Origin of the sequence: Dyella choica (assembly GCF_003977665.1) — a bacterium.
GTDB lineage: Bacteria > Pseudomonadota > Gammaproteobacteria > Xanthomonadales > Rhodanobacteraceae > Dyella_B > Dyella_B choica.
In genome coordinates this window covers 298,661-324,679 of record NZ_RYYV01000005.1, presented here as the reverse complement: position 1 = coordinate 324,679, position 26,019 = coordinate 298,661, and the positions used below count along the sequence as shown (strand labels likewise).

Below are 26,019 nucleotides of genomic sequence, written 5' to 3'. Positions count from 1 at the left end.
CAGTCGCGCCCTAGCCCGAAAGTCATGCTCACAAGCCACCGGCAGGCGACTAAGGTGGGGGAATCTTTCTCACAATAAAAGGTGATCGCCATGCAGCGATTCAGATGGGTTCTCACCGCGGCCATGCTGACCAGCAGCACTGTCCTGGCCGCAGCACCTGGCGCCGAGGATAACGCGCCGACGGCCCAAGCCGCTCGCACGGACATCGGCATCGATCTCAAAGGTATCGACCATGCCGTCAAGCCCGGCAACAACTTCTTCGACTACGCCAACGGCGTCTGGGTGAAGAACACGCAGATCCCGGCCGATCGCCCCGGCACTGGCACCTTCCTGCAGGTGTATCAGCTGGCCGAAAAGCAGACCTCGCAGCTGATCCGCAACGTGGCGCAGGCCCACGCAGCCACCGGCTCCAACGAGCGCAAGATTGCCGACTACTACGCGGCCTACATGAATGAGGCCAACATCGAAAAGCTGGGCCTCGCTCCGCTGAAGTCCGACTTCGACCGTATCGATGCCATCAAGACCCGCGACGACCTGGCCAGCGTGCTCGGCAGCCAGCTGCGCGCTGACGTCGATCCGATCAACAGCACCAACTTCCATACCGATCACCTGTTCGGCCTGTTCGTGACGCAGGGGCTGGAAGATTCGTCGCACAATATGGCGTACCTGCTGCAGGGCGGCATCGCGATGCCTAGTCGCGACTACTACCTGTCGCAAGACAAGGACATGGTCGAAACTCGCGCGAAGTATCAGGCCTACGTAAGCTCGCTGCTGAAGCTCGCCGGCACGCCGGATGCGGAAGCCCAGGCCAAAACCATCATTGCGCTGGAAACCAAGATTGCTCAGGCGCAGGAAAACCTGGTCGACAGCGAGGACGTGCACAAGGCCAATAATGTATGGAGCAGGAGCGACTTTGCGCAGAAGGCGCCGGGACTCAATTGGTCCGCCTACTTCAAGGCAGCCAGCCTGGATAACCAGCAGCAGATCGACGTTTGGCAGCCCTCCGCCACCACCGGCATTGCCAAGCTGGTGGGCAGCGAGCCGATCGACGCCTGGAAGCAGCTGCTGCGCTATCACGCACTGAACCAGGCCACGCCGCTGCTGCCCAAGGCGTATGTGGATCTCAGCTTCAATTTCTACGGCACTACGCTGCAAGGTACGCCCAAGCAGCAGGATCGCTGGAAACGCGCGGTCAGCGCCACCAACATCGACCTCGGTGACGCAGTAGGCCAGCTCTACGTAAAGCACTACTTCCCGCCTGCTTCGAAGGCCAAGGTGGAGGCGCTGGTGAAGAACATCGTTGCGGCCTTCGACGAGCGCCTGGATACGCTCGCCTGGATGACTCCCGCGACGCGCGCCAAGGCCAAGGAGAAAATCGCTACACTGCGCGTAAGCGTCGGTTACCCGGATAGCTGGCGCGACTACGGCACGCTGGAAATTCGCGCTGACGATCCGCTCGGCAATCATGAACGCGCCGCGGCACTGGAATACAAGCATCAGCTCGCCAAGCTCGGCCAGCCGGTGGACAAGGGCGAGTGGTGGATGACGCCACAGACCGTCAACGCCGTGAACCTGCCGCTGCAGAACGCCCTCAACTTCCCGGCCGCGATCCTGCAGTCGCCGTTCTTCGACCCGAACGCCGATGCCGCCGCCAACTATGGCTCCATCGGCGCCATCATTGGCCACGAAATCAGCCACAGCTTCGACAACACCGGCGCCGATTTCGACGCGCAGGGCAGGATGGAAAATTGGTGGACGCCCGAAGACGCCGCGCACTTCCAGTCCGCGACGCAGAAGCTGGTCAAGCAGTACGACCAATATGAGCCCCTGCCCGGCCTGCATGTGAACGGCCAGCAGACGCTGGGGGAGAACATTGCCGACGTCTCCGGCCTGACCGCCGCTTATGCCGCCTATCACAAATCGCTCGGTGGCAAGCCGGCGCCGGTGATCGACGGCCTCAGCGGCGACCAGCGCTTCTTCCTGGCGTTCGGGCAGGCCTGGCGTTCCAAGATCCGCGATGCGGCACAACGCCAGCGCCTAGCCACCGACGGGCACGCGCCGGCGGCGTTTCGCGCGCTGACCGTGCGCAACATCGATGGCTGGTATGACGCCTTCGATGTGAAGCCGGGCGAGAAGCTCTATCTGGCGCCGGATCAGCGGGTAAAGATCTGGTAGTCACGCCGGGACGACAAAGCAAAAAGGCCGTACCTCTCGGGGCACGGCCTTTTTCGTGCATTAAGCGCCCCAGGAGGCTTAGGCTTTTGCACGCTTGGAGCGCTGTTCGTTGTACATGACTATCTCCTCGGATAGCGCTCTTGCAATACTGGGGCGCGCGGCAAGGCGCTGGTAGTACTCCGCCACGCCCGGCCACTGCTGCAATTGGATGCCACTGAACGCAGCCCAGTTCAACACCACGAACAGATAGGCGTCTGCCACGGTGAAATGGCCGAGCAGGAATAGTCGCGATGCCAGGTGTCGTTGCAGCACGTCCAAGCGCAGCCCTGCCTTTTCGCGCGCATACGCCTTGGCCCCGTCCGGCGCCTTCGAATCCAGCAGCGGAATGAATACCGCCGTGTGCAGCTCCGTACTGATGAAGCCCAGCCACTGCTGCATGCTGGCACGCTCTGCTGCCCCCACCGGTGCAAGCCCGGACGCAGGGAACTGCTCGGCGACGAACGGCAGAATCGCCGTGTTTTCGGTCAGCAACAAACCTTCGCCGGTGCGCAATACCGGCACCTGGCCCAGCGGGTTGATGGCATAGAAATCCGCCCCGTCGGCCAGGGACTTGGCCTTGGTGTCGACCTGGGTGAATTCGGCCTCGGCGCCTGCCTCGTAGAACGCGATACGGGTAGCCATCGAGCAAGCCAACGGGGAAAAGTACAGATTCATGTAGAGCTCCTATTTTTTGTACTATATTGCACAAAATTACCGACGGTCAAATTTTTATACAAAATGGTACAAAAAGAACCCAGGCCACGGCGCGGGCGACCACGCGCCTACGATCCGCAGCAGGCGCTTGCGGACGCACGAGACACCTTCTGGCGACAGGGCTACTCCGGTACTTCGCTTGACGATCTGAGCGCGGCAACCGGTATGAATCGCCCGAGCCTGTATGCCGCCTTCGGTGACAAGCGGGCGCTCTATCTGTGCGCCATGGATCGCTATATCGCCGCCGGCGAGCTGGCCATGGAAACTGCATTGGCCGCGGATATGCCACTGGAACAGTCATTGATGCGGGTCTATGACCTCGCCCTTGAAATGTACTTCCCGTCGAACGACGACGCACACGGCTGTTTTCTCATCGGTACGTCGCTGGCCGAAGCGATGAACGATGCCGAGGTGCGCGAAAAGCTTGGCCAGGGCTTGAAAAGCTTCGACGACGCCTTTGAGCGGCGTTTCAGGCGCGCGCACAAGCAGGGAGAGATTCCTGCCTTGACCAAACCGGCCGTGCTGGCAAAGCTTGCCTCGGCCATCCTGCACACCTTGGCCCTGCGTTCGCGCGCAGGCGATGCGCGTGCTGCCCTACGGCTGACGGCAGTCGCCGGCGCGAAGATGATTTGTGCCGGTGCCGGATAGGCAGGGATGACCATCCCAGCCTACATGGCTTAGGCAATGCCCAATCCGACGATGCCGGCTATCTTGCTTCCATCAAACCCTGCCATTTCTGCAAACCGCTTGCCGCGCTCTGCGTAATCGTGGAATTGGTCGAAGCTCGGCGCTCCAGGCGACAGTACCACTGTGCCCCCCTCCGGCGTTATGGTGCGCGCCATCTCGATGGCATCCGCAAGCTTGTCGACATCGCCCAATGGCACTTCTGACCTGGAAGCACGCAAAGCGGCGGCAATGCGCTGGCCATTGGCGCCTTGCGCCACGATGCGCAGCGCCTTGCGCGATTTCACGGCATCAACGAAGGGAGCCCAGTCCAGGCCGCGGTCGTGGCCGCCGACGATGACGGTGATCTCCCGGCCGTGCAGGCTTTCAAGTGCTGCAAGCGTAGCCTGCGGCGTCGTGCTGATGGAGTCGTTGATCCATTGCAGGCCATCACGTTCACCCAACGGCTGCAGGCGATGCGGCAGTGGGTGAAACGACGCCAAGCCTTGCGCCGCCGCCATGGCATCAACCCCCATGGCCTCCAGCGCAGCCAATGCCGCGCATGCATTCAATGCATTGTGCGCACCAGGAACCGAGATTCGCTGCAACGGAAATACGTCCGTGATACCGCAACGAATGACATCCTCTGCCACATGCCATCCATCTGTGCGCCCAAACAGCAAACGATGCGGGTGATGCTCTGTTTTCTCCAACAATGGAGGTTGCTGGGCGTTCACCAGCAGCCGCTTTGCCTGGTCGACCAGCTTGAGCTTGTCGGCCACATAACGTTCGCGCGAGCCATGCCAGTCGAGGTGCTCCTCATAAAGGCTCGTAATCACGCCCAGTTCCAGTTGGCCTGCTTCGCCGGTCTGGAAGCTGGACAGCTCGATCGCCCAAAGCTCGGCTTGGCTGTCGAGCAGTTCAAGCAACGGCAAGCCGATATTGCCGGCCAGCGCGGTGCGCACGCCTTGTACGCGGGCAAGATGCGCAATCAGGGCGGTCGTGGTGCTCTTGCCCTTGGTACCGGTCACCGCCACCACACGCGCTTGCGGATTCTCCGCAAACCACAACGCGGTACCGGAAGTGAAATGCGTGCCTTGCGCTTGTGCCGTGATGATGGCCGGCTTGTAAGCGGAAATGCCCGGCGACTTGATGACCACGTCGTAGGCGCTGAGGGCGACGGCATCCGGTTCACTCGGATAGATCCGCAGCGACGAATCGAAAGCTTGTGCTTGGGCGGCCTCGGACTCGCTGCAATAGAGTGCAAGCGGCAGCTCGGGGAGACGCTTGCGCAGAGCATGGATGGCGGCACGCCCTTCGCGGCCGAAACCCCAAATCGCAACCCGCCTGCCGGCCAGTTCCGCGATACGCATGTCAGGCGATCGCTGCCAGCGCCGCCTGCAAGCGCTTCGGCACGCGATGCTCGCTGGAAGGCTGCAACCAGGGTTCCAGCGCCAATTGCGCAACGTCGAGCTGCGGCAGGATTTCACTGCGGAAACGCGCGACGAGTGCGTCTTCCTGCCATTCCGGCCGCTGGCTCAACGCGTACATGGCAGCGCGCGCCTCCGCACCTTCGCCCACGCACTCGAACGGCTTGTGATCGTGATACTCAAGCAAAGCATCGAAGCCAGCGGCTTGCGATTCGTCATCCAGCAGATTGCGACCGAAAATGGTGAGCAGGCGCGGCTTGGGCAGAAACGGCGCTAACGCCAGGAACACGAAATGGCACTTCGGACATTGGCCGCACCAGCGATCGGCCGGCTTGGGGCCCAGGATCTTGAAGTTGCGGTTGCAGCTGGAGAAGACATCGAAATACGGTGTGTGCTTGGCGAACGCGCGCGTAATCGCGAGCTCCGAGAACGGGCGCAGCAGCGAGCAATAGTCGAGATCGGCAGCGACATGCGTATGCAGCCAATCACTGAGCAACTGCTCGAAGGCATAGCCCTTGCTCCATTGATGGTTGACCTGCTGACCTTCGTACTCCAGCGTTGCGGCCGACGCGGAACGCTCGTTGGCAAAGGCGATGCTGTCATAGCCGTAGAGCACCGCCGCTACGGCGAGGATGGCTGAATTGACGGCCGTCACCGGAATATGGCCGTTCCACGCGCCGAGCCGGTTCAATTCGAACAGGCCTGGCGCGAGTTCGCGCTGAATGTTGAGCAAGGGTAGGCCGGTGCGTTCGGCGCATGCCGCGATCAGCGGCGAATTGCCCACCCAGACTGCGGTGGCCTCACCACCGATCCGCTTGATCGCTTCCGCCGCGACGACGGAATCCTTGCCGCCGCCGATGGGTACCAGCGTGCGCTTGGGGAGATGCAAGGCGGGCGCTTCCACTTTACCCGGCGGCTCGCCAGAACGGGGAAACGCGATACGTCCGCGCAAATCCAATCCGTTGCGATAGGCGAACTCGGCCAGGCCATGCAGGTACAGGTCATCCAGCAGGTTTGCCGTGGCATCGTCGAGCGGACCGTAGGCCACCTCGATGCTCGGCGGCACGCCCGCCTTGTAGTAGCTGATGCCGGCGATCAGATGCAGCAATTTCAGCGCTGCTGCAAAAGCATGCTTTCGCTCCGGCGTCAGTGCGGGCGGCGCGGGAAAGCGCACGCGTTCGATCAATTCCTCGCCCTGGTCGAAGGCATACGCCAGCTCGGCCACGCCGTCGGCATAGCTCGCGCGGACGAAGCGGAAAACCTGGGTCAGGCGGGGTTGGATCGGTTGGGTCACTTAAAACAGCTCCGGCTTCATTGCTAACACTTCGCGAGGTTGCCCCTCACCCCAACCCTCTCCCCCGAAAGGGAGAGGGAGCAGACGCCATTAGTCGAGAATGATCTCTTCCGCCTCATCCCGCAGATTGTACGGCGAGGACATCACCTTGCCGTATGCGCCGGCCTGGGCGATCAGCACCACATCACCTTCCTGCGCCTCCGGCAGGCGGCGGTCGGAGCCGATCACGTCACCGCTTTCGCAGATCGGGCCGACCACCTGGTAAAGCGCGGTGGCTTCTGCGTCGAGACGGGAGAGGTTCACGATTTCATGCCAGGCATCGTACAGCGCCGGACGGATCAAACTGTTCATGCCGGTATCCACGCCGAGATAGCGCCATGAACCCTTGCCTTTCTGCTGCGTGACACGGGCAATCAGCACGCCCGCGTCGGCCACCAGGTAACGGCCAGGCTCCATCCACAGCTGGTAGTACGGATAGGCCGCCTTGACCTTGCGCAAGGTCTCGTCCAGCGCCGCGATGTCAAGACTGGCCTCGCCCGGATGCGAAGGCACACCGAGGCCGCCGCCGATGTCGAGGAAGGCCACGCTGCCGATGCGTTCGGCAATGCTGGCCAGCTGGCTGTACACCTCGCCCCAGTGCTTGACGTCGAGGATGCCCGAGCCAAGGTGTGCATGCAGACCTCGCACGGCCACACCGTGGGTGTCGGCCAGCCGCAGGAAGGCGTCGAGCTGATCCACCGGCAGGCCGAACTTGCTGCCGCTGCCGCCGGTACGCACCTTCTCGTGGTGCCCCAGGCCGCGGCCAAGGTCGACACGCAGCACGATTTCGCGCCCACGGAAGACTTCGCCCCAGTGTTCCAGCGGATACAGCGAATCGAGCGAAACCGTGGCGCGGGTGCTCAAGGCCCACGCGTAATCCTCGCGCGGTGCGAAGTTGGGCGTGAACAGCAACGGGGCCGATTCGGGCACCACCGCCATGACCGCCTTCAGTTCCCCGGGCGACACGCATTCGAAGCCGAAGCCCTCCCCGGCCAGGGCACGCAGGATGGCTGGATGGGTATTGGCCTTCACCGCGTAATGCATGCGATCCACCGCAGTGAGCGTCTTCAACTCACGCGCCTGCTTGCGCACCGTCGGCAGGTGATACACGTAGCGTGGCGTGGCTTCGGCACCCAGCGCCAGCAGACGATCGCGACACTCGTTGCGCCACCATGCATCCGCTGCCATGACCGTTTCGCCGCTGCCATACAGGCTTTGCCAGCTGTGGCCGAACAAGGCACTGTCGTCGGTACGCAGCGCACCCGCGGCGATCAGCATTTCATGCAGGCGCGGCATCAGTTCGTCGACCACGCTCTCGTCCACCACGAAGGTAAGGTTGAGATTATTCGACGACTGCGAAATCAGATGCACGCGCAGCTGGCCGAACTCCGCCAGCACACCGGACAAGGTGTGCAGCATCGAACGCATGCCGCGCCCCACCATGGTGATCGCCGCGCACGGCGCGATCACTTTCACGCGGCAGACCTTGGCCAGATCGCTGGCCAGCGCCGCCACCGCGTCGGAATCAAGCAGATTCTCGGTGGGATCCAGCGACACCGTCACGTTGGTTTCGGCCGAACTGATCAAGTCCACCGACAGTCCATGCTGCTTGAAGTGGGCGAACACGTCGGCCAGGAAGCCGACCTGCTGCCACATGCCCACCGACTCCATCGACACCAGCGTGATGCCTTTGCGTGCACTGATCGCTTTCACGCTGGGCGCGTGCTCGCGCACTTCCGGTCCGATCACCGTGCCTTCCAGCTCCGGACGGTTGGTGTCCTTGATCAGCATGGGTACCCGCGGCTCGCGTAGCGGCGACAGACAGCGCGGGTGCAGTACTTTGGCACCGGTGGAAGCGATTTCCTGGGCTTCTTCGTAGTCGAGCTTCTGCAGCAGGCGTGCACCCGGCACCTGGCGCGGGTTGGCGGTGAACATGCCAGCCACATCGGTCCAGATTTCCACGCGCTGCGCTTTCAGCAGTGCGCCAAAGTACGACGCCGACGTATCCGAGCCGCCACGGCCGAGCAATACTGTGCGGCCTTGCGATTCACGCGCGATGAAACCCTGCGTGATGAACACTTCGCCGAGCTGCTCCAGGCGCGCATTCAAGGCCGGATCAGGCTTGGCCTCGACCATCGCCGAGAGCAGCTTGGTGCGTTCGTTCTGGTTCGGCAACGCGATGGCCGCAAGACATTCGCGCGCGTCCACCCACTGCGTGGGTACGCCGGTGTGCGAGAGAAACGTTGCACCCAACGCACTGGACATCAACTCGCCATGTGCCTGTACCAGCGCAGACCATGCAAGTTCGCCCAGCACTGCCGGGCCTTCTTCGGCCAGTCCAGCCAGCTCTCGCAGGCGCTCGGCCAGCGTTTCGGGCACTGGCAGCTGCATGTGATCGAGCAACTCGTAGTGACGCTGCGCGATTGCCTTGTAGGCCTCGATGCGTTTGCCTTTGTCTTCCTGGGCGCACAGTTGTTTGAGTGCGTCGGTGATGCCGGTGAGCGCGGACACGACCACCAGCACGCGAGCGCCTTCTGCGCGGCGGCTGGAAACGAGTTCACGGATGTTCTGCCAACGCGGCAAGGTGGCGACACTGGTGCCGCCGAACTTCATCACGATCCAGGGTGCGCCGGCGGACAGCGGCGCGGGGGCGTTCGAGGTCACGGTTTCTCTGTCTAGGGTTGCGGGAAAAGTCAATCCCGCCAGTGTTGCGCCGCGTCAGCAGGAATGCAACCGAAAATTCGGCATGGCGTTTGGATGGCTAAATAGTGCCCGCGTGCCGCGATCTGCTCCCTCTTCCCAAAGGGGAGAGGGAGCCAACGTCGCGCGCAAAGCGCGCCATATCACTCGATCGAAACGGGAATTTTCCCGATCTTGGCCTGCCATTCCCTTGGGCCCGTCTTGTGCACCGAGCTACCCGCCGAATCCACCGCCACTGTCACCGGCATGTCCTTGACCTCGAATTCGTAGATCGCCTCCATCCCCAGGTCCTCGAACGCCACCACCCGGCTGGCCTTGATGGCCTTGGAGACCAGGTACGCCGCGCCACCCACGGCCATCAGGTACACCGACTGGTGTTGCTTGATCGCCTCGATGGCGGCCGGACCGCGCTCGGCCTTGCCGACCATGCCCAGCAGGCCGGTCTGCGCCAGCACCTGTTCGGTGAATTTGTCCATGCGGGTGGCGGTGGTGGGGCCTGCGGGACCGACCACCTCGTCACGCACCGGATCGACCGGGCCGACGTAGTAGATGAAACGGCCGCGGAAATCCACCGGCAGCTTCTCGCCCTTGTTCAGCATGTCCACCATCCGTTTGTGGGCCGCGTCGCGGCCGGTGAGCAGCTTGCCGTTGAGCAGCAGCACTTCGCCTGGCTTCCAGCCGGCCACTTCCTCGCGGGTCACCGTATCGAGGTTCACGCGGCGACCCTTGGAGGCGTCGTAGCTGAGCTTGGGCCAGTCTTCCAGCGAGGGCGCGTCGAGCATCACCGGGCCGGAACCGTCCAGGGTGAAGTGCGCATGGCGCGTGGCTGCGCAGTTCGGAATCATCGCCACCGGGAGATTGGCGGCGTGGGTGGGGTAATCCTTGACCTTCACGTCCAGCACCGTGGTGAGACCGCCCAAGCCCTGCGCGCCGATGCCCAGCGCATTCACCTTCTCGTACAGCTCCAGACGCAACTCTTCCGCCCGATTGCGCGGGCCGCGCGCGATCAGATCCTGGATGTCGATCGGCTCCATCAAGGCCTCTTTCGCCAACAGCATGGCCTTCTCGGCCGTGCCGCCGATGCCGATGCCCAGCATGCCCGGCGGGCACCAGCCGGCCCCCATGGTCGGCACCGTCTTGAGCACCCAGTCCACGATGGAGTCGGAGGGGTTGAGCATGACGAACTTGGACTTGGCCTCCGAGCCGCCGCCCTTCGCCGCCACGATCACCTCCACCGTATCGCCAGGAACGATGGCAACGTTGATCACCGCCGGCGTGTTGTCCTTGGTATTGGCGCGCCTGCCGGCCGGATCGGCCAATACGCTCGCGCGCAGCTTGTTGTCCGGATGGTTGTAGGCGCGGCGCACGCCCTCATTGACCATGTCCTCCAGGCTCAGCGTCGCGTCCCAGCGCACGTTCATGCCGACTTTCAGGAATACCGTGACGATGCCGGTGTCCTGGCACAGCGGGCGATGACCTTCGGCGGCCATGCGCGAATTGATCAGGATCTGCGCCATCGCGTCCTTCGCGGCCGGCGATTCCTCGCGCTCATAGGCCTTGGCGAGGTTGGTGATGTAGTCGACGGGGTGGTAGTAGCTGATGTATTGCAGGGCGTCGGCGACGGACTGGATCAGATCGTCTTGCTTGATGATGGTCATGGCGGTGGCTTCGACTGGGGAACGAGGCCCGGCCAGCCTTGCGCTGGCCGGGCACAACCGCCCTATTGTGCCCCAATCATGCGTCGCAGATAAAAAACTTCGCGCAAACCGGCCGCGCGGGATGGGGAACGCCTCCAATCAGCCGGAAATGGCGGCTTTGGCGTTGGCGACGACTTTGCATCGGCGAACGCAGCGACCGAACCATACCCCAGGATCGTCGCCTTCGTGACTGACCGCGAACTTGCGCATCGAAGATTTTCATGGTGATCGATCGCATCGATGCGCACGCGGGGTATGCAGCCCGTGAGAAAAATTCCCGCAACACCCACCCAATCATCTCGCTGATGCCTAAGAAATATCCAACACGTTAGGTAGGGTTTTTCACAAGCAATCCGTCTGCGCCTTGTTGCAAGCATTTTTCGCCGCATCGAAATAGGCGACAAGCATTTCGCAGCCTATGACTTGCGGTTCTGCCCTGATGCCGTTCAGGCACTTCCAGGTTTCACGCAAGCCCTATAGGCTCACCGAAGCGGCTCGATGCCGGTCGTCAGGGGAGACGGACGACGTCGCTGGGAAGAAGAGGAAATTTCAGCCATGCGCAACGCCATCGTTCGCATGAAGCAAGGGTGCGCACTTGCGACCTTTGCCTCGCATGCCGACATGCCGTCGTGCTCACTTGGAGGGAGCATCCATGTTTGCAAAGCTGCATCGCAATTCGCTTTCCTTGTCTTTGGGTTTGTTGCTGGCCGGCACGAGCGCCGGGGCGTTGGCCGCGGACCTCAAACCTGCCGTCGATGTCGGCATGGCATCAGGCAATCAGGTCGCACACGTCACGCTGATCTTGAAACTGCAGCATGAAGCCGCGCTGGAGGACTACGTCCGCCAGACCGTAACGCCCGGCGGCGAGCACTATCAGCAGTTCCTTACCACTCAGCAGTTTGCAAAACGGTACGGCGCCACTGACGCGGAGATTGCGCGCGTGCAGTCCTACTTGCGCAGCCAGGGCCTGAGCAGCGAAGTCCTGCCCAGCCATCTGGCGATTCGCACCAGTGGTTCGCTCAGCCAGTTCGGCCAACTGTTCCAGACCTCGATCCACAACTATGTCTCGCGCGAGGACGGCCGCAGCTTCCACAAACCCGTCTCGGCACCGCAGATACCATCGGCCATTGCCGACGTGGTCGACGTGGCGACCGGCTTGAGCAGCGAGAAGGCCTATCGTCCGCATCACGTTTCGTCGCCTGCCTTTGCGTCACTGGGCACACCGAACGTGCAGGCCAATGCGCTGGGCAAAAAGAGCGGCAACGGGTCCAGCGACAATCCCACGGCATCCGGCGTACCGGGCCAGTACACGGTGGGCGACGTCGCCAACTTCTATGACATCAATCCGCTTTACCAGCGCGGCGTGGTCGGCGATGGATCGACCGTAGGCGTCGTCACCTTGTCCAACTTCGATCCCAACGACGCCACCACGTACTGGTCGGATATCGGCCTGGACACCAAGCCCAATCGCATCACGCAAGTGCACGTGGATGGCGGTGGTGCCATCGACGGCGGCAGCGGCGAGACCTCGATCGACGTGGAGCAGTCGGGCGGGATCGCCCCCTATGCAAACGTCATCGTGTATGACGCGCCCAACACTACCGCAGGCTATGTCGATGCCTTCGCCCAAGCCGTCTCGGACAACACCGCCGACAGCATCTCCACCAGCTGGGGCTTGCCGGAAATCTTCAACTTCGCCGCACTCAACACGCCCGGTGCAAGCAATACCGACACTACGGACGCAGGTGATCTGCGCGCGTTCCACAAGATCTTCCTGGAAGCCGCCGTGCAGGGACAATCGCTGTTCGCTGCGTCAGGTGATTCGGGCGCATACGACACGGCGCGCGACCTGGGGGCGGGCACGGGAGTGGGCCAATACACCGCGCCGCTTACCGTCGATTCGCCGGCTTCCGATCCCTTCATCACCGCGGCCGGCGGAACCACCACGCCCTACAGCTATCAGTTCGGCAAGGGCCCGACCGCGTCGATCACGCAGGAAAGCGTATGGGGCTGGGATTATCTGCAGACCTATTTCACCCAGTACGTCCGTCCGATCAACCTGTTCTCCGTGGGCGGCGGCGGCGGCGTGAGCGTGTACTGGCACCGGCCGTTCTACCAGGCATTCACCTACGGTATTCGCCGCAGTGAGCCGAACCAGTCGTTGGTCTTCAACGATCCCAGTGCCGGCCCGACCACGCTGCTGCAATTGCCCAGCCGCTTCGCGGGTCGCAACGTGCCGGATATCTCGCTCAACGCCGACCCGGAAACCGGCTACGTCTTTGTATCCAACGGCGCTTTGAGCAGCGGCGAAGGCGGCACCAGCTTCGTAGCACCGCAGCTCAACGGCATCACGGCGCTACTCAAGCAGAGCACGGGTCGTCGCATCGGCTGGTGGAATCCGCAGGTGTATGCCTTGCAGAACATCTTCGGCTACGACTTCTTCTCGCCGTTCAACCGCGTCAGCGCCGGCGACAATTGGTTCTATAACGGTGCTCCGCACTACACCCCAGGTGCCGGCATCGGAACGCTGGATGTAGCGAACCTGGATGCGTTCCTGCGCGCTGGTTTTTAAGTGATGGATTGCTCCCGCCCCTGCTGGCAGAGGCGGGAGCAACTGGTTGACTGCTGCAAAAAGCGCATGTGTGGCAATTGCTATGATGGCTACCCATCCCGCAACTTCACATGCCGATGCCCATCAAGCGCCGTTTCATGCAAATCGACGTGTTCTCGCGCCAGCCCATGCACGGCAATCCGCTGGCGGTGGTCATCGATGGTGATGGGCTGGACGTAGCCGCAATGCGCGCTTTCGCGCGCTGGACGAATCTCTCCGAAACCGTCTTTCTGCTGCCTCCGACGGCACCGGAAGCCGACTACCGCGTGCGCATTTTCACGCCGCAGCAGGAATTGCCGTTCGCCGGACACCCGAGTGTTGGCAGTGCCTATGCTGCAATCGAAGCGGGACTCGTCGCTGGCGGTAAAACGAAATTGATTCAGCAATGCGCCGCGGGACTGCTGCCCGTGCAGATCGAGCATCCCGGCACGGAACGCATCATCCACGTGCAGGCTCCTGTTGCCAAGCAATGCGACGTAAGCGCCCAAATGCGCCATGCGATCGCCAGGGCAGTTGGCATGGCCAATGATGCACCCTCCGGCTTGGTCGACAACGGTCCGCGTTGGTACGTGTGCGACCTCGGGGACGCCTCACGCGTGCGTACATTGACGCCCGATCTGCACGCCATCAAGCGCTTGTGCGAGGAGCACGCTGCGATCGGTCTCGCCGTGTTCGGCCAGGAGCGTGGCGGCGGCCCTGCACAAATGGCCGTGCGCGCCTTTTGCCCGGCGGACGGCTTTCCGGAGGATCCAGTGACCGGCAGCGCCAACGCCGCGATCATGGCTTTTCTGGTCGCACGCAATGACATCCGCTACGGCGCGGGCTACGTCGCAAGCCAGGGACGCGAGATCGGCCGCGACGGATACGTCATCGTCAAGCACGATGCCGCCACTGCAGCTATCACGATCGGCGGCCAGTGCGTGGCGGTGATTCAGGGCGAACTCGACCTGCCGAGCGGCCACACGGAAAAAGGGGTGCGGGCTGGAGGCAATATGACGCCTAGCTTGCCGTAACCTTCCGCGATTGCCATGCTCTGCGTTTCCAATCCAGGGGCTCTCCCATGACGTCACCGGTTACCGGCTATCAGCGCAGCCTTCGCCTGCGGGACGCGGCGTTGGTCGTGATCGGCGGCATCATCGGAGGCGGCATCTTTCTCAATCCGGGGATTGCCGCGCAGCGCACGGAATCGGGCCTGGCCCTGCTGCTCATGTGGGTGGGCGCCGGGGTGCTCACCCTGCTAGGCGCGCTGTGTTACGCCGAATTGGGCGCGCGACGGCCCCATGCCGGCGGCAGCTACGTCTACCTGCGCGAGGCCTTTGGTCCTCTGGCCGGCTTCCTGTTCGGCTGGACCATGCTGCTGGTGATCTATTCCGGTTCGAGCGCGGCGGTAGCCACCATCTTCGCCAGCTATACCGCGACGGTATTCGGACTCCCGGCCGGCATGGCGACGCCACTGGCGGTGGGCGCGCTGGCGCTGGTGGCGCTGATCAACCTGTTCGGCCTCAAGTTCGGGGTGCAGATGCAAAACCTGTTCACCCTGTTGAAGCTGCTGGCTGTGGCGGTGCTGGTGGTGTGCGGGCTGTTGCTGGCCGGCGTCGGCACCGGCGCACCCTGGCTGGCAGCGGACCCCGCCCAAGGCGAAGCCGGCTTCATGGGCGCTGCACTGCCGGTACTGTTTGCCTATTCCGGCTTCACCTACCTCAACAATCTGGCCGGCGAAGTGCGCGAACCGCAGCGCACCCTGCCCCGTGCGCTAGTGCTAGGCATGCTCGGCGTGGTCTGCGCATATGCGCTCGTCAACGTGGCGTACCTGGCAGTGCTCGGGCATGCCGGCCTGGCGCTCAGCCGCACGCCGGCCGCCGACGTAATGAACAAAGTGTTCGGCCCAGCCGGCGCCAAGTTGATCGCCGTGGGCATCGCCATTTCCACCTTCGGCTTCTGCAACATCACGCTGGTAGCAGGCGCACGAGTACTACAGGTGATGGGGGCGGATGGCCTGTTCTTCGCCAGCGTAGGGCGCCTGCATCCACGCCACCACACGCCCAACCTCGCACTGCTGCTGCTGGTAGGCTGGTCCATCGTGTTGGTGTTGTCCGGTAGTTACGGTCAGCTGCTCGACTACGCCACCTTCGGCGATTGGCTGGCCTGCGCCGTGGGCGTGAGCACGCTGTTCTGGTATCGCCGCAGGGAGACCGGCGAGGAGGCCGCCGAAGTGAGGTTCAGCGTGCCCGGCTATCCGCTGCCGCCGCTGATCTTCATCGCCACGATCGGACTGGTGGTGGTGCAAAGCCTGCGGACGAGCTGGGTAAATACCGGCATCGGCCTTGCCATCATGGTGATGGGCATCCCCGTCTACCTGGTTTGGCGGCATCTGTTCAGCCCGGCACGCTCCTAAGGAAACTCTGAACAAGTTCAGAGTTTCCGTGGGCCAGGGAAGGCCCACCGCAGATCGGACACCTAAGTGCCTGATCTGGCGTAACCGCGTCGGAGCGTGTACCGGACGCGGCGCGGAAGTCCGTGACGGACTTTTTCAGACCATCCCTAATTGCGTGCGGCAATGCCACAATGCGCCGTTAGGATTTGATGGAGACACCACCCGATGGCGCAAGACCACGCCGCGCTGACCAGCAAGCCGAATGACGTTACTCCGGTTTCCGTCCCAGCCGGCATCGACCTTCGCATCAACGGCGAGCAGTTTCACCACAGTGGCGATCCCGCGATGCCCTTGCTGTGGTACCTGCGCGATGTGCTGCAACTGGACGGCACCAAGTACGGCGGCGAGCACGGCGAAGACGGCGCGGACCTGGTGCTGGTGAACGGCAAGGCCGCTTCCGCCATTGGTCTGCCGATGAGCAAGCTGGACGGCAAGCAGGTCACCACGGTGGAGGGCATGGCTGACGCCAAGGGCGGCCTGCATCCTCTGCAGCAGGCATTCATCGATGAAGACGCGATCGGCTGCGGCTACTGTACGCCAGGCTGGCTGATTGCCTCGATGGATCTGCTCAACCGCATCAAGGATCCCGGCGACAACGACATCGATACCCTGCCCAACCTTTGCCGCTGCGGCTGCCAAACGCGCGTGCGCAGAGCAGTCAAGCGCGCGGCCGCTGTGATGAAGCAAGGAACCAAGGCATGAGCGGCACGCTGAAGCTTTCGCGCCGCCGCTTCCTGCAGGTGCTTGCCGGTACGGCCGGCGCACTGATCGTCGGCATTCGCAGCACCCGCGCAGCCACCACACCGGTGCCGCCGGACATGCTGGGCGATGCGCTTTACGACCTCGGCGTGTATGTGCGCGTTGATGCGGACGGTACGGTGCTGATCGGTTCGCGCGACCCGGAAACCGGCACCGGAGTCTCCACCGCCCTTGCACGCATCATCGCCGACGAAATGGACGCCGACTGGCAACGCGTGCGCGTAGTACCGCTCGGCCTGGGGGTTGCCGATGACAACGGCAAGCCACGATGGCTGTATGGCCAGCAGGCAGGCGGCACCGGCAATTCGATACCGCGCGCGTGGCGCGACCTGCGTTCGGCCGGCGCCCTGGCGCGCTGGCTGCTGATTCGCGCCGCCGTACCGTTACTGGGCGTCCCGCCCGAGCAACTACGCACCGAGCAGGGTTCGGTGATAGCGCCTGACGGTCGCCGTCTCGGCTACGGACAGCTTGCTTCGGCAGCGGCGAAAATAGCCTTGCCCTCCGGCCCGGTGCCGCTGAAGACCCCGGACCGCTACAGCTTGATCGGCAAGCCCGCCGGCGACGCTGAAGCACGGGCGATCGTCACGGGGCAAACGGCATACACGCTCGATCAACATTTCGGCGACACCCTTGCCGCCGTGCTCGCGCATTGCCCATGGCCGGATGGCCAGCTCACCGGGCTCGACAGCAGCGCCGCGCTCGCCATCAAGGGCGTCGTGAAAGTGATCGAGCTCAAGCCCGACCCCCGACTGCCGCTGGGCGAAACGGTCATTGCGCCGGCGGTGGCGGTAATCGCCGAAAACACCTGGCTCGCCTTGCAAGGGCGGCTCGCGCTGAAACTCGAGTGGAAACCGGGTGCAAGCGGTGGCGAAAGCAGCGCTGCGCTGGAACAGCAAACCACCGCCCTGCTCAACAGCGACGCCGCGCCAACTACACGCGTACGCGACGATGGCGATATCGACAAGGCCAAACGCAAAGCCGCGCGCCGTGTCGAAGCCACCTACTACCAGCCATGGCTGGCGCATGCCACCAGCGAACCTATGAACTGTCTGGTGCGCCTGGACAAGACCAGCGCCACGCTCTACGTACCGACGCAATCGCCACAACAGGCTTGGACGGTGGTGCAGCGCCTTACCGGCCTGGCACCAGACCAGATCGACATTCGTGTACCTCGTGTCGGCGGCGGTTACGGCCGGCGTCTCGATCATGATTACGTCGCCGAAGCGGTGCTGCTGGCCAAAGAGGTCGATAAGCCGCTGCGTCTGTTCTGGACGCGCGACGAAGATCTCACGCACGACTACTATCGCTCCGGCTGCGTGCACAAGTTCAGTGCGACCATCGACGCCAAGCGCCATGTGCTCGCTTGGGACCAGCGCGTCGCCAGTGCCTCGGCATTGGCCGGACGCGGCGTGCCGGTCGATCATCTATGGAGTTCCGAAGTCAGCGTCAACCAGTTTCCCGCGGGTTTCGTGCCGAATTACCGCAGCGACTGGCTGGGCCTGTCTTCGTCTTTGCCGCGCGGCCCGCATCGAGGCATGCCGCATCTCACCAACGCCTTCGCGGTCGGCAGTTTTATCGACGAAATCGCGCATGCACTGAAGGAAGATCCGCTGGCCACCCACCTGCGCCTGATCGGCGAACCACGGCTGATTCCCCAGCAAGGCGGCGGTGCAGTCGACACTGCACGGCTGGCCAACGTGCTGAAGCTCGCCACGGACCGCATCAGTTGGAAGGACTGGCTGCATTCGGTGAACGGCCTGGGGCTCGCCTGCTGGTACATGGACGGCGCTTACGTTGCCCATGCGATCGAAGTGTCGATGAAGGGCGAAAGACTCACCATCGAACGCGCCGTGTGCGCGGTGGACGTGGGCCGCGTCATCAACCCAACCGGCCTGGAAGGCCAGGTGGCCGGCGCCACGCTGGATGCGCTTTCCAGCGCACTCAACCTCGCGATCACGGTCAAGGACGGCAAGGTGCAGCAAAGCAGTTGGAAGGAATATCCGCTGGCCAGCATGGCGCAACTGCCACGCACAGTCGAAGTGATCACCGTGCCGGGCGAAGGCGATCCGGCCGGTGCGAGTTTCCTTGCCATGCCGACCGCGGCGCCGGCGCTGGCCAATGCTGTTTTCCGTGTGAGTGCGGTGCGCGTGCGCAGGCTTCCATTGATGAAGGAATTGCTGCGGTTGCTGTAACACTCACCGGACTCGCCGGCGCCGGAATGACGATTGAGTAGGCTGGGATGCTGGAAACGCTGGGACTGTCATCCCAGCCTGCTCGACTCGATCATCGCCGGACCACAACGCTCCGGTTGTTCAATGGAACTGATCGCCGGCAGGCACCCACGAACCCGACGCCGATGTGGGCGTACCCACCGACTTGATCGGCGGCAAAGGCTTTGATGGCGTTGCTGCGGTCTGCGGGCAATTTGGTGGCATCGGTCCGCCGCTGACACGCGCCGCCGCGCATTCCGCGCTGTTGTCCAACACCACCGATGCCGCAGGTGGTGGCGCACTGGCCGCGGCCGCCGCTTGCGACTTGGGTATCGACGCATTCTGCGAAGGCAGGTTCAACCGGTCGTAGATTTTCTTTTCCAACGGCTGCGCCGGTGGATCGGGATTGCGGCAGCCGAATAGTGCCGGCAGCAGCAGCGGCCTCACCGCGCATTCGACGCGTACGCCTTGCGGCAGGTTGAAGGTGTGCTTCACCGTCGTCTTCTCCACCGCATGGCGCAAAGCGGTATCCACAGAACTCTCGCCCTCGGGCGTCCAGTACTGGTCGAAGCGCGTGGGCCGATAACCCGGCAGGTGCACGTTATGCGACATGATCTGCGTATCACCGCGCGGCTTGAGTTGAATATAAGTGCCGCTCGGGGTCCCGGGCGTTCCCCCGCCCTGCTCGCCTGCCGGGTTGTTGCCCGTGCCAATGGACGGCGTCGGCTGCGTGCCTTGGGTCCCGTTGCTTTCGTTCGGCGCCTGCACCACGCCATTGGGCTGCCCTGGATTACCGGTTTCGCTGCCTAGTGGAATGGCGTTGGGTGCGCTGCTGGCGCTCGCATTGCCTTCATTCGCAGGCTCGTTGGAGGGGGATGGGGTGGATGCAGGCGAAGAGCTGGCCGCGGTTTCCTGCTCCCGACTGGGCGAGGTCGACGGCTTCGCCTCGTTCTGCGCCGGCGCCGGGGTGAGCGAAGGTGCCGGGCTCAGCTGCGGACGCAGCGATACCGCCGGCACCGCCAGTTTAGGCGCTTCGATATTCACGGCCGGCGCGGACGGCGCAACACTCGGCGTCGGGGCGACCATCGGCGTCACTGGGGCCGGCGCGAGTTCCGGCTGTTGCTGCGGACGCAATACCGGGCCGAGCTCCTGCGGTGAAGTACGCGACACATTGGGCGTTGCCAATGGCGTCGCCGACGCCTGCAAGTTGACGCTCGGCGCCGCCTGCGCCGGCATGGGTATGGGCTGCAACGACGGCGAAGGTGGCGCCGCAGGCGTGGGACTTGGTTGCGCGGGCACTACGCTCGGCATCTGCGACGGCGCCAGCGAGGGTTTTTCCACGGCAATTTGCTCTGCCGTGATGGTCTGCGCCGATTGCGCCGGCGGCGTGGGCAGCGCGATGGATGGCAGGGGCGGCATCGGCTGCGTGCCTTCGGCTTGTGCCTTGCGGACCGGTTCCGGTTGGAACTGCGGCGGTATCGGCTGTGGTACCTGCATCGCCTGCAAGGACAATGGAGGCGGCGGCAGGCCCGTCGGCGTGGGTTGCTCGATCTGCTGCGGCGACGGCTTTGGCAACGTGATCGGCGGCAACGGAGCTGCAGGCTGCTGCTGCGCTTTTTCGGCGGCCGGCGGCTTGGCCTGCGCCACTACGGGCGGCTGTTTTGGTGCGGGCGCAGCCGGTTGGGCCACTGCCGCAACGGGCGCGGCAGTGGAAGCTTCATGCGTGGCATGCGCCACTTGGGAGATGTTGCCGCGATGCGTCGGGCCGTGCTCCTTGGGCGGCACGCCGCGCACCGGTGGTGGCGGAGGCGGCTGTGGCTTGTTCGTGATCAGCCGTACCAGCAACGCATTGCCCTTGGGCTCCGGCGGCGGAGGCCGCAGCTCGTAGGGCGCGCCGAGTATCATTCCGAATAGCACGATAAGGTGCACCAGCAGCGCCCCTAAAGCCCCCGCCAGCTTCAGCAGGCGATCACCAGGCTTGTCGCGTGTCCGCCGCCGATAAACGATCGCCCAGGCCGCCGCATCGCGTGGCGACTTGATCATGACGACCTTGGACGGGTTGGGATGCTCGGGTGGCAATGGCGGCATGGGCGCCAGTGTAATGGGACGAAGTAAATTCTCGAGCGCGCACTAACCGCCGACGGTTCCTGTTTGTTTGTTCTTCTCGGCGTCCACCGCCCGCGCGGGAGTATCCACCGGACAGCCATAAGGTAGCGGCCTGCCGGCTCGATAGTCGGCTATGCAAGTTGCCGTGTCCAACTTCGGCATGGGCGTTCCCTTCGCCAGCGGCGCAGATGCCATGCTCAAGCGCTGATCGCCGTCGGTCGAGGGAGGAGGGGGAGGCGGCATGACGCAGTTGGGGTAAAAGGCAATACCCAGCACCTTCGGGCACTTCAGGTGAATGCCACCCGGCAGGTCGACATTCTTCGTATTGCTTTCGTGGCCATTCAATTTGCGCATGACGCCCGCCACGAACGATTCCTTGGGCGGCGGAAAATACTTCTTGAAGGCGTTTGGTGCCGACTGGTAAGCCGCTCCGGCACGATGCTGCATGATTTGCGCGTCTCCCTGCGGCGCCCGCTGCACGTAATCCGCCGAAGGCGTGGCGGGCGCGCTGGATCCAGTGGCAGGCAGCAAGACCTGCCCGGTGCGATCGAACAACGGCGGATGCAGTGCCGATGATGCGGGGGCAGGTTGAGGCACCGAGGCGGGAGACGCCGACATGTGCAGCGCCATCGCGTTTTTCGATACCGGCTCGCGTACAGGACGAGGCGGTGGCAGGGGGGCGGGCGGAGGAACCGCTTGCGGTTTCGTCTCGCCGCGCGTGATGAAGCGTACCTGGATCCCTTGTTCAAGGCGCACCCCCTCGACTTGCGGCGCCTGCACACCCGGCTTCATCTCGTACCACACTGCCCCTGCAAAAAAGGCATGCAACAGCAACGCGATCGCCACCGCCAGCCACAGGCGGCGGTGATCACGCGGTGGTTTGCGCCAACGCAATTCGTGCAGCATGGCTCGTGTGGAGCCATCGAGCTGAGCCAGTCCGCGCTGTCTGTCGTCATCGGGCGACGGGAACCAGCGATGGTGGTCGACCTTTTGAGCGCGTTGGATAAGGCGTCCTCAGATGATTTGCCGGCCCCTGCTTGTGGCCGTAGTGGGTAGGGAATGCGGTTCACAGACCCTGCCTTGGCCGCAGAGTTCCCCTGGCAATCACGCGAGGTTAACGCTTACCGGCGAGTTGTCGTGCAGCTGTCTTCGCACTGCAACTTGACCATCTCCGCCAATGGGAGAACGCTAACCAACAGCAGCAACCTTAAAGGCGTCGCTGCCGCTCCCCGCCATGACCGCCCTGCGTCCACACGCCAAGGACGAGCATGACGGCCCGCCACTATCGGCCGCCAGGTGCGGCTCAAGCAGAGGAGGGTCGCATCGTGTCCTACCACACGGAACACATCCGCAACGTCGCGCTCGCCGGGCATGCCAGCGTGGGCAAGACCACCTTGTTCGAAGCCTTGCTGCATGCCGGCGGCGTCATCCAGACTATTGGATCGGTAGAGCGTGGCACAACGCAGTCCGATACGGATCCGCAGGAAAAGGCGCGCGGCCATTCCATCGATAGCTGCATCGCCGGCATCGATCGCAATGCCTGCCACATCAATCTGACCGACACCGCCGGCTATCCGGATTTTCGCGGCGGCACGCTGGCGTCCTTTGCCGCGGTTGAGACGGTGGCGGTGGTGGTGAATGCCGCCAACGGCATTGAACACGGCACGCGGCGGATGATGGATCGCGCACGCGAGCGCAATCTGGCCCGGCTGCTGGTGATCAACAAAATCGATGCCGAAGGCGCCAATCTTCCGGCGCTGGTCAATGCGTTACGCGAGGAATTTGGTAGCGAATGCCTGCCGGTGAACCTGCCAGCCGAGAACGGCGGCAAGGTGCTGGACTGCTTCTTCCAGCGTGACGGCGCCACCGATTTCTCCTCGCTGGCCGAAGCGCATCAACAGATCCTCGACCAGGTGGTGGAGATCAACGAGGCCACCATGGGTGCCTACCTGGATGCCGGCGAAGACGCGCTTACCCCGCAGCAATTGCACGATGCCTTCGAACAATGCCTGCGCGAAGGCCACTTGGTGCCGATCTGTTTCGCCAGCGCGCGCACCGGCGCTGGTGTGAATGAACTGCTGGATCTCATCGACCGGCTGCTGCCCAATCCGGCCGAGGCCAATCCTCCGCCCTTCCGCAATGCGCAGAACGTGCAGCTCGCCGTGGAACCCGATCCGGATGCACACGTGATCGCCGATGTCTTCAAGGTGGTGAACGACCCCTTCGTTGGCAAGCTGGCCATTTTCCGTGTGTGGCAAGGTACGATTCGCCGCGACAGCCAACTGTTCATCGACGACAACCGCAAGGCGTTCAAAGTGGGACACCTGTTCCGCCTGAACAGCAAATCACACGTGGAAACGGAGCAGGCCATCGCAGGCGACATCGCTGCCGTGGCCAAGGTGGATGACATTCATTTCGACACGGTGCTGCACGATTCGCGCGACGAAGACCGCATTCACCTAGAGCCGGTGCACTTTCCGCAGCCCATGTTCGGGCTGGCGCTGGAGCCCAAGCATAAAGGCCATGAGCAGAAGCTTTCGCAGGCGCTGTCACGGCTGTCCGAAGAAGATCCATGCTTCCGGGTGGAACATCACAAGGAACTGAACGAAACGGTGATTCGCGGCCTTTCCGACCTGCATCTGAAGATCATGCTGGAGCGGATGAAAGAGCGCTATGGCGTGGAAGTGATAACGCATCCGCCACGCATTGCCTATCGCGAAACCATTTCCAATTCGGCGGAAGGACATCACCGTCACAAAAAACAAACCGGCGGGGCCGGACAATTCGGCGAGGTATTCCTGCGCGTCGATCCGCTCGACCGCGGCGCGGGCTTCGAGTTCGTCGACGCGGTCAAGGGCGGGGTGATCCCTGGGCAATTTCTGCCGGCGATCGAGAAAGGCGTGCGCCAGGCGATGGAAAACGGCGCAGTGGCCGGCTATCCGCTGCAGGATCTGCGCGTGACGGTTTACGACGGCAAATATCACCCCGTCGATTCGAAGGAAGTGGCGTTCGTTGCGGCAGGCAAGAAGGCGTTTCTCGATGCGGTCAGCCGGGCGCGACCGCTGGTACTGGAGCCGATCGTGGATGTCGAAGTGGCGATACCCGAACCCAACGTGGGCGACGTCACCGGCGGCCTAGCCAGCAAGCGCGCACGCATCATGGGTACCGACGCCAGGCACGACGGTGAAATCGTGATCAAGGCGCAGGCACCCTTGGCCGAACTCACCGACTACCCGACCGAGCTGAAAGCCATGACCGGCGGCCGTGGCCGATACAGCCTCGATCTCAGCCATTACGAACCCGTGCCGCCACCGATCCAGCGCCAGCTCAGCGAGGCCTGGAAACCCAAATTGGACGAAGACTGACGTCGCCCGCGCATTCACCGAAAGAAGCCGGGCGACGCAGCAGCCGCCTGGCTTCATCTGGTTTTTGATCACTAACAGGAGGGCCGCATGAGCCGAGCCTTCGTAAAAGACGATGATGGCGATACCCCCGAGGTATTACCCGAGCTGCCGATCAGCACGCATCCCCATTACGTGACGCCGCGCGGACTGGCGCTGTTGCGTGGACGCCTGGAAAAAGCCGCTGCGAGCCACGATGCTTTAAAGGGGAACGAGCAGGAGACGCTCGACCAGCGCAACGAGCTGGGCGCGCTGGAACGCGACCTGCGCTACCTCCATGCACGCATCGCCAGCGCAATCGAAGTCGACCCATCCAAGCAGCCGCACGATCGCGTGGCGTTCGGTGCCACCGTCACGGTGGACAGCGAAGAAGGCGAGCGGCGCTGGCAAATCGTCGGCGAGGATGAAGCCGACGCGGAACACGGCCTGGTGAGCTACGTATCGCCATTAGCGACAGCCCTGCTTGGCGCGCGGGTGGGTGACGAAGTGCGCTGGCAGCGGCCGGCGGGGGACATGATGATCGAGGTGTTGCGGATTGACTATGTTGCCTGATGCCACCTCTTTCCACTTGGCCAGGCCAGAGCGAAGCGGCGACAACCTTACCTAACCTTTATTCCGGCGCAGGCGTGATGGACATTGCCGCACACCGCCGGATCGAAGGAATAGCAATCATCTGAGCGCCTAGGCAGGATGGCAATCCCAGCACCTGGATGCTGCGTGGAAAGCTGGGATTATCATCCCAGCCTACGTGCGATGCCTGCACCTGTGGATCCTGTTCAACGGTCAGTCGCATACCGTCAGAGCTTAGGCCGGCAACTCGCATTGACTGTTGCGGTTATGGTCTGCGGCCTTGTAGAAGACGGATTAATCACCGTAAACGTATAGTACATATCCTGCGGCCTTCCGAGATACTCGACATAGTCCCCATCTTTCATCGCGGTTTTTTGTGCTGTTACAGCACCTGCTGCAGGTTTAATTTGTAGAACCAGCGGGTATCCCGATGCATGGTTGACCGTCAATGTCGGCACGGAACTGGACGAGCAAATGAAATAGTCCACATCCAGCCCGGACGCTGGGTCCAATGTAATGGTATGAACACCGTTCAGTACGACTTGGCGACCATCGTCTGGGCTTGCATACCCCATGACCGGCACCAAAATCATGGATAACGCAAACCAAGACAAGCCTTTGAGTTTATTTTTCATCATTGATATTTCCAAAAAAATCCATTTAAGACATGCGACCTATAGAAACCAGCATCTTGGGCAGCCAGCTCTCAACTTTCCACAGCCTGGCAAGTGGCACCGACCGTTGCAGTTATAGCCTGCGTGGACCGATTGGTGACATGAAAATCAAAACGCGTACCGGACGACTGAGCCCTGGCCGTGACGTAATCGCCGTCCTGCTTAGCCAGCGTGAATTTTGCAAAATCACCGCCTTGAATTTGCAAGAGCAGTGGATATGACGATGAATGATTGACCGTAAGGCTGGCCAGGGTATTTTTCCCACAATCGAAATGATCTACCTCAACCGACTCTCCCGGCTGCAATTGAATATCATGCATGCTGTTTATCACGGTTTGGCGAGCATCATTGTCGCTGGCGCATGCAATCGCAGGCGCTATAAACAGGGATAGCATCAGCCAAGACAATCCACTGTATTTCATTTCCATAATTAATCTCCAATCAATCATTTACCTGATTGACATCGAATTTCAGCTGCGCTGTATGCAGCTCCCTTCTGCTTG

General features: G+C 62.7%; 18 protein-coding genes. 9 read left to right on the top strand and 9 right to left on the bottom strand.

The annotated features are described in order from the left end of the window. Nucleotides 1-90: 90 nt before the first annotated feature. Nucleotides 91-2,175 (top strand): M13 family metallopeptidase, encoded by a 2,085-nt coding sequence (locus EKH80_RS09070; protein WP_126684405.1) that lies wholly within the window; start codon nt 91-93, stop codon nt 2,173-2,175. 78 nt (nt 2,176-2,253) lie between these two features. Here EKH80_RS09070 and EKH80_RS09065 read toward each other — a convergent pair whose 3' ends face one another. Next, nucleotides 2,254-2,889 (bottom strand): glutathione S-transferase C-terminal domain-containing protein, encoded by a 636-nt coding sequence (locus EKH80_RS09065; protein WP_126684404.1) that lies wholly within the window; start codon nt 2,887-2,889, stop codon nt 2,254-2,256. 63 nt (nt 2,890-2,952) lie between these two features. Between EKH80_RS09065 and EKH80_RS09060 the strand changes: the two genes are divergently transcribed. Beyond that, entirely contained in the window at nt 2,953-3,576 is a 624-nt protein-coding gene (locus tag EKH80_RS09060) for a TetR/AcrR family transcriptional regulator (RefSeq protein WP_126684403.1), read from the top strand. A gap of 29 nt (nt 3,577-3,605) precedes the next feature. Here the strand turns inward: EKH80_RS09060 and murD are convergent, their stop codons facing one another. The 4 genes from murD to EKH80_RS09040 all read right to left on the bottom strand — a co-directional run bounded on the left by murD (nt 3,606) and on the right by EKH80_RS09040 (nt 10,712). Further along, entirely contained in the window at nt 3,606-4,964 is a 1,359-nt protein-coding gene (murD, locus tag EKH80_RS09055) for a UDP-N-acetylmuramoyl-L-alanine--D-glutamate ligase (RefSeq protein WP_126684402.1), read from the bottom strand. A 1-nt stretch (nt 4,965) separates the two neighbouring features. After that, on the bottom strand, nt 4,966-6,315 hold the full coding sequence (gene murL, locus EKH80_RS09050; RefSeq protein WP_126684401.1) for a UDP-N-acetyl-alpha-D-muramoyl-L-alanyl-L-glutamate epimerase: 1,350 nt from the start codon (nt 6,313-6,315) through the stop codon (nt 4,966-4,968). Nucleotides 6,316-6,405: 90 nt separating this feature from the next. Then, entirely contained in the window at nt 6,406-9,018 is a 2,613-nt protein-coding gene (locus EKH80_RS09045) for a bifunctional aspartate kinase/diaminopimelate decarboxylase (RefSeq protein ID WP_268991849.1), read from the bottom strand. Between the two features lie 179 nt (nt 9,019-9,197). Beyond that, complete coding sequence (locus tag EKH80_RS09040; protein ID WP_126684400.1) at nt 9,198-10,712, bottom strand: fumarate hydratase; 1,515 nt, start codon at nt 10,710-10,712, stop codon at nt 9,198-9,200. Between the two features lie 691 nt (nt 10,713-11,403). Here EKH80_RS09040 and EKH80_RS09035 point away from each other — a divergent pair. The 5 genes from EKH80_RS09035 to EKH80_RS09015 all read left to right on the top strand — a co-directional run bounded on the left by EKH80_RS09035 (nt 11,404) and on the right by EKH80_RS09015 (nt 18,747). Further along, on the top strand, nt 11,404-13,323 hold the full coding sequence (locus EKH80_RS09035; RefSeq protein WP_126684399.1) for a S53 family peptidase: 1,920 nt from the start codon (nt 11,404-11,406) through the stop codon (nt 13,321-13,323). 116 nt (nt 13,324-13,439) lie between these two features. Beyond that, the gene (locus tag EKH80_RS09030; RefSeq protein WP_126684463.1) at nt 13,440-14,375 is read left to right on the top strand and encodes a PhzF family phenazine biosynthesis protein; all 936 of its coding nucleotides are present in this window, start codon (nt 13,440-13,442) and stop codon (nt 14,373-14,375) included. A 47-nt stretch (nt 14,376-14,422) separates the two neighbouring features. Beyond that, a complete protein-coding gene (locus tag EKH80_RS09025; protein ID WP_126684398.1) occupies nt 14,423-15,757 on the top strand; it encodes an APC family permease in 1,335 nt (444 codons plus the stop codon). A gap of 204 nt (nt 15,758-15,961) precedes the next feature. After that, nucleotides 15,962-16,498: a (2Fe-2S)-binding protein gene (locus EKH80_RS09020; RefSeq protein WP_126684397.1), complete on the top strand. Its 537-nt coding sequence runs from the start codon at nt 15,962-15,964 to the stop codon at nt 16,496-16,498. Further along, complete coding sequence (locus tag EKH80_RS09015) at nt 16,495-18,747, top strand: xanthine dehydrogenase family protein molybdopterin-binding subunit (RefSeq protein ID WP_126684396.1); 2,253 nt, start codon at nt 16,495-16,497, stop codon at nt 18,745-18,747. Before EKH80_RS09020 ends, EKH80_RS09015 begins: the two co-directional genes overlap by 4 nt. 120 nt (nt 18,748-18,867) lie before the next feature. On the opposite strand, the gene EKH80_RS09010 is transcribed toward EKH80_RS09015, so the two are convergent. Together EKH80_RS09010 and EKH80_RS09005 are read right to left on the bottom strand one after the other, a co-directional pair. After that, nucleotides 18,868-20,808, bottom strand: coding sequence for a hypothetical protein (locus tag EKH80_RS09010; protein WP_126684395.1), 1,941 nt, complete (start codon nt 20,806-20,808; stop codon nt 18,868-18,870). A gap of 87 nt (nt 20,809-20,895) precedes the next feature. After that, nucleotides 20,896-21,777 carry a hypothetical protein gene (locus EKH80_RS09005; RefSeq protein ID WP_126684394.1) on the bottom strand — a complete coding sequence of 294 codons (882 nt, stop codon included), beginning with the start codon at nt 21,775-21,777 and terminating at the stop codon, nt 20,896-20,898. Nucleotides 21,778-22,196: 419 nt separating this feature from the next. Here EKH80_RS09005 and fusA point away from each other — a divergent pair, with 419 nt between their 5' ends. Then, entirely contained in the window at nt 22,197-24,236 is a 2,040-nt protein-coding gene (fusA, locus tag EKH80_RS09000) for an elongation factor G (protein WP_126684393.1), read from the top strand. A gap of 87 nt (nt 24,237-24,323) precedes the next feature. Next, on the top strand, nt 24,324-24,824 hold the full coding sequence (locus tag EKH80_RS08995; RefSeq protein ID WP_126684392.1) for a GreA/GreB family elongation factor: 501 nt from the start codon (nt 24,324-24,326) through the stop codon (nt 24,822-24,824). A gap of 245 nt (nt 24,825-25,069) precedes the next feature. Here EKH80_RS08995 and EKH80_RS08990 read toward each other — a convergent pair whose 3' ends face one another. Both EKH80_RS08990 and EKH80_RS08985 read right to left on the bottom strand, forming a co-directional pair. Continuing rightward, nucleotides 25,070-25,477 carry a hypothetical protein gene (locus EKH80_RS08990; protein WP_126684391.1) on the bottom strand — a complete coding sequence of 136 codons (408 nt, stop codon included), beginning with the start codon at nt 25,475-25,477 and terminating at the stop codon, nt 25,070-25,072. 71 nt (nt 25,478-25,548) lie between these two features. After that, nucleotides 25,549-25,944 (bottom strand): hypothetical protein, encoded by a 396-nt coding sequence (locus tag EKH80_RS08985; RefSeq protein WP_126684390.1) that lies wholly within the window; start codon nt 25,942-25,944, stop codon nt 25,549-25,551. Nucleotides 25,945-26,019: the final 75 nt, after the last annotated feature.

Coding starts and splice junctions, on each gene's coding strand:
- EKH80_RS09030 (WP_126684463.1), top strand. CDS start 13,440: ATGCCCATCAAGCGCCGTTTCATGCAAATCGACGTGTTCTCGCGCCAG.
- murD (WP_126684402.1), bottom strand. CDS start 4,964: ATGCGTATCGCGGAACTGGCCGGCAGGCGGGTTGCGATTTGGGGTTTC.
- EKH80_RS08995 (WP_126684392.1), top strand. CDS start 24,324: ATGAGCCGAGCCTTCGTAAAAGACGATGATGGCGATACCCCCGAGGTA.
- EKH80_RS09065 (WP_126684404.1), bottom strand. CDS start 2,889: ATGAATCTGTACTTTTCCCCGTTGGCTTGCTCGATGGCTACCCGTATC.
- EKH80_RS09005 (WP_126684394.1), bottom strand. CDS start 21,777: ATGCTGCACGAATTGCGTTGGCGCAAACCACCGCGTGATCACCGCCGC.
- EKH80_RS08985 (WP_126684390.1), bottom strand. CDS start 25,944: ATGGAAATGAAATACAGTGGATTGTCTTGGCTGATGCTATCCCTGTTT.
- EKH80_RS09035 (WP_126684399.1), top strand. CDS start 11,404: ATGTTTGCAAAGCTGCATCGCAATTCGCTTTCCTTGTCTTTGGGTTTG.
- EKH80_RS09010 (WP_126684395.1), bottom strand. CDS start 20,808: ATGATCAAGTCGCCACGCGATGCGGCGGCCTGGGCGATCGTTTATCGG.
- EKH80_RS08990 (WP_126684391.1), bottom strand. CDS start 25,477: ATGAAAAATAAACTCAAAGGCTTGTCTTGGTTTGCGTTATCCATGATT.
- EKH80_RS09040 (WP_126684400.1), bottom strand. CDS start 10,712: ATGACCATCATCAAGCAAGACGATCTGATCCAGTCCGTCGCCGACGCC.
- EKH80_RS09025 (WP_126684398.1), top strand. CDS start 14,423: ATGACGTCACCGGTTACCGGCTATCAGCGCAGCCTTCGCCTGCGGGAC.
- EKH80_RS09070 (WP_126684405.1), top strand. CDS start 91: ATGCAGCGATTCAGATGGGTTCTCACCGCGGCCATGCTGACCAGCAGC.
- EKH80_RS09060 (WP_126684403.1), top strand. CDS start 2,953: ATGGTACAAAAAGAACCCAGGCCACGGCGCGGGCGACCACGCGCCTAC.
- EKH80_RS09020 (WP_126684397.1), top strand. CDS start 15,962: ATGGCGCAAGACCACGCCGCGCTGACCAGCAAGCCGAATGACGTTACT.
- EKH80_RS09015 (WP_126684396.1), top strand. CDS start 16,495: ATGAGCGGCACGCTGAAGCTTTCGCGCCGCCGCTTCCTGCAGGTGCTT.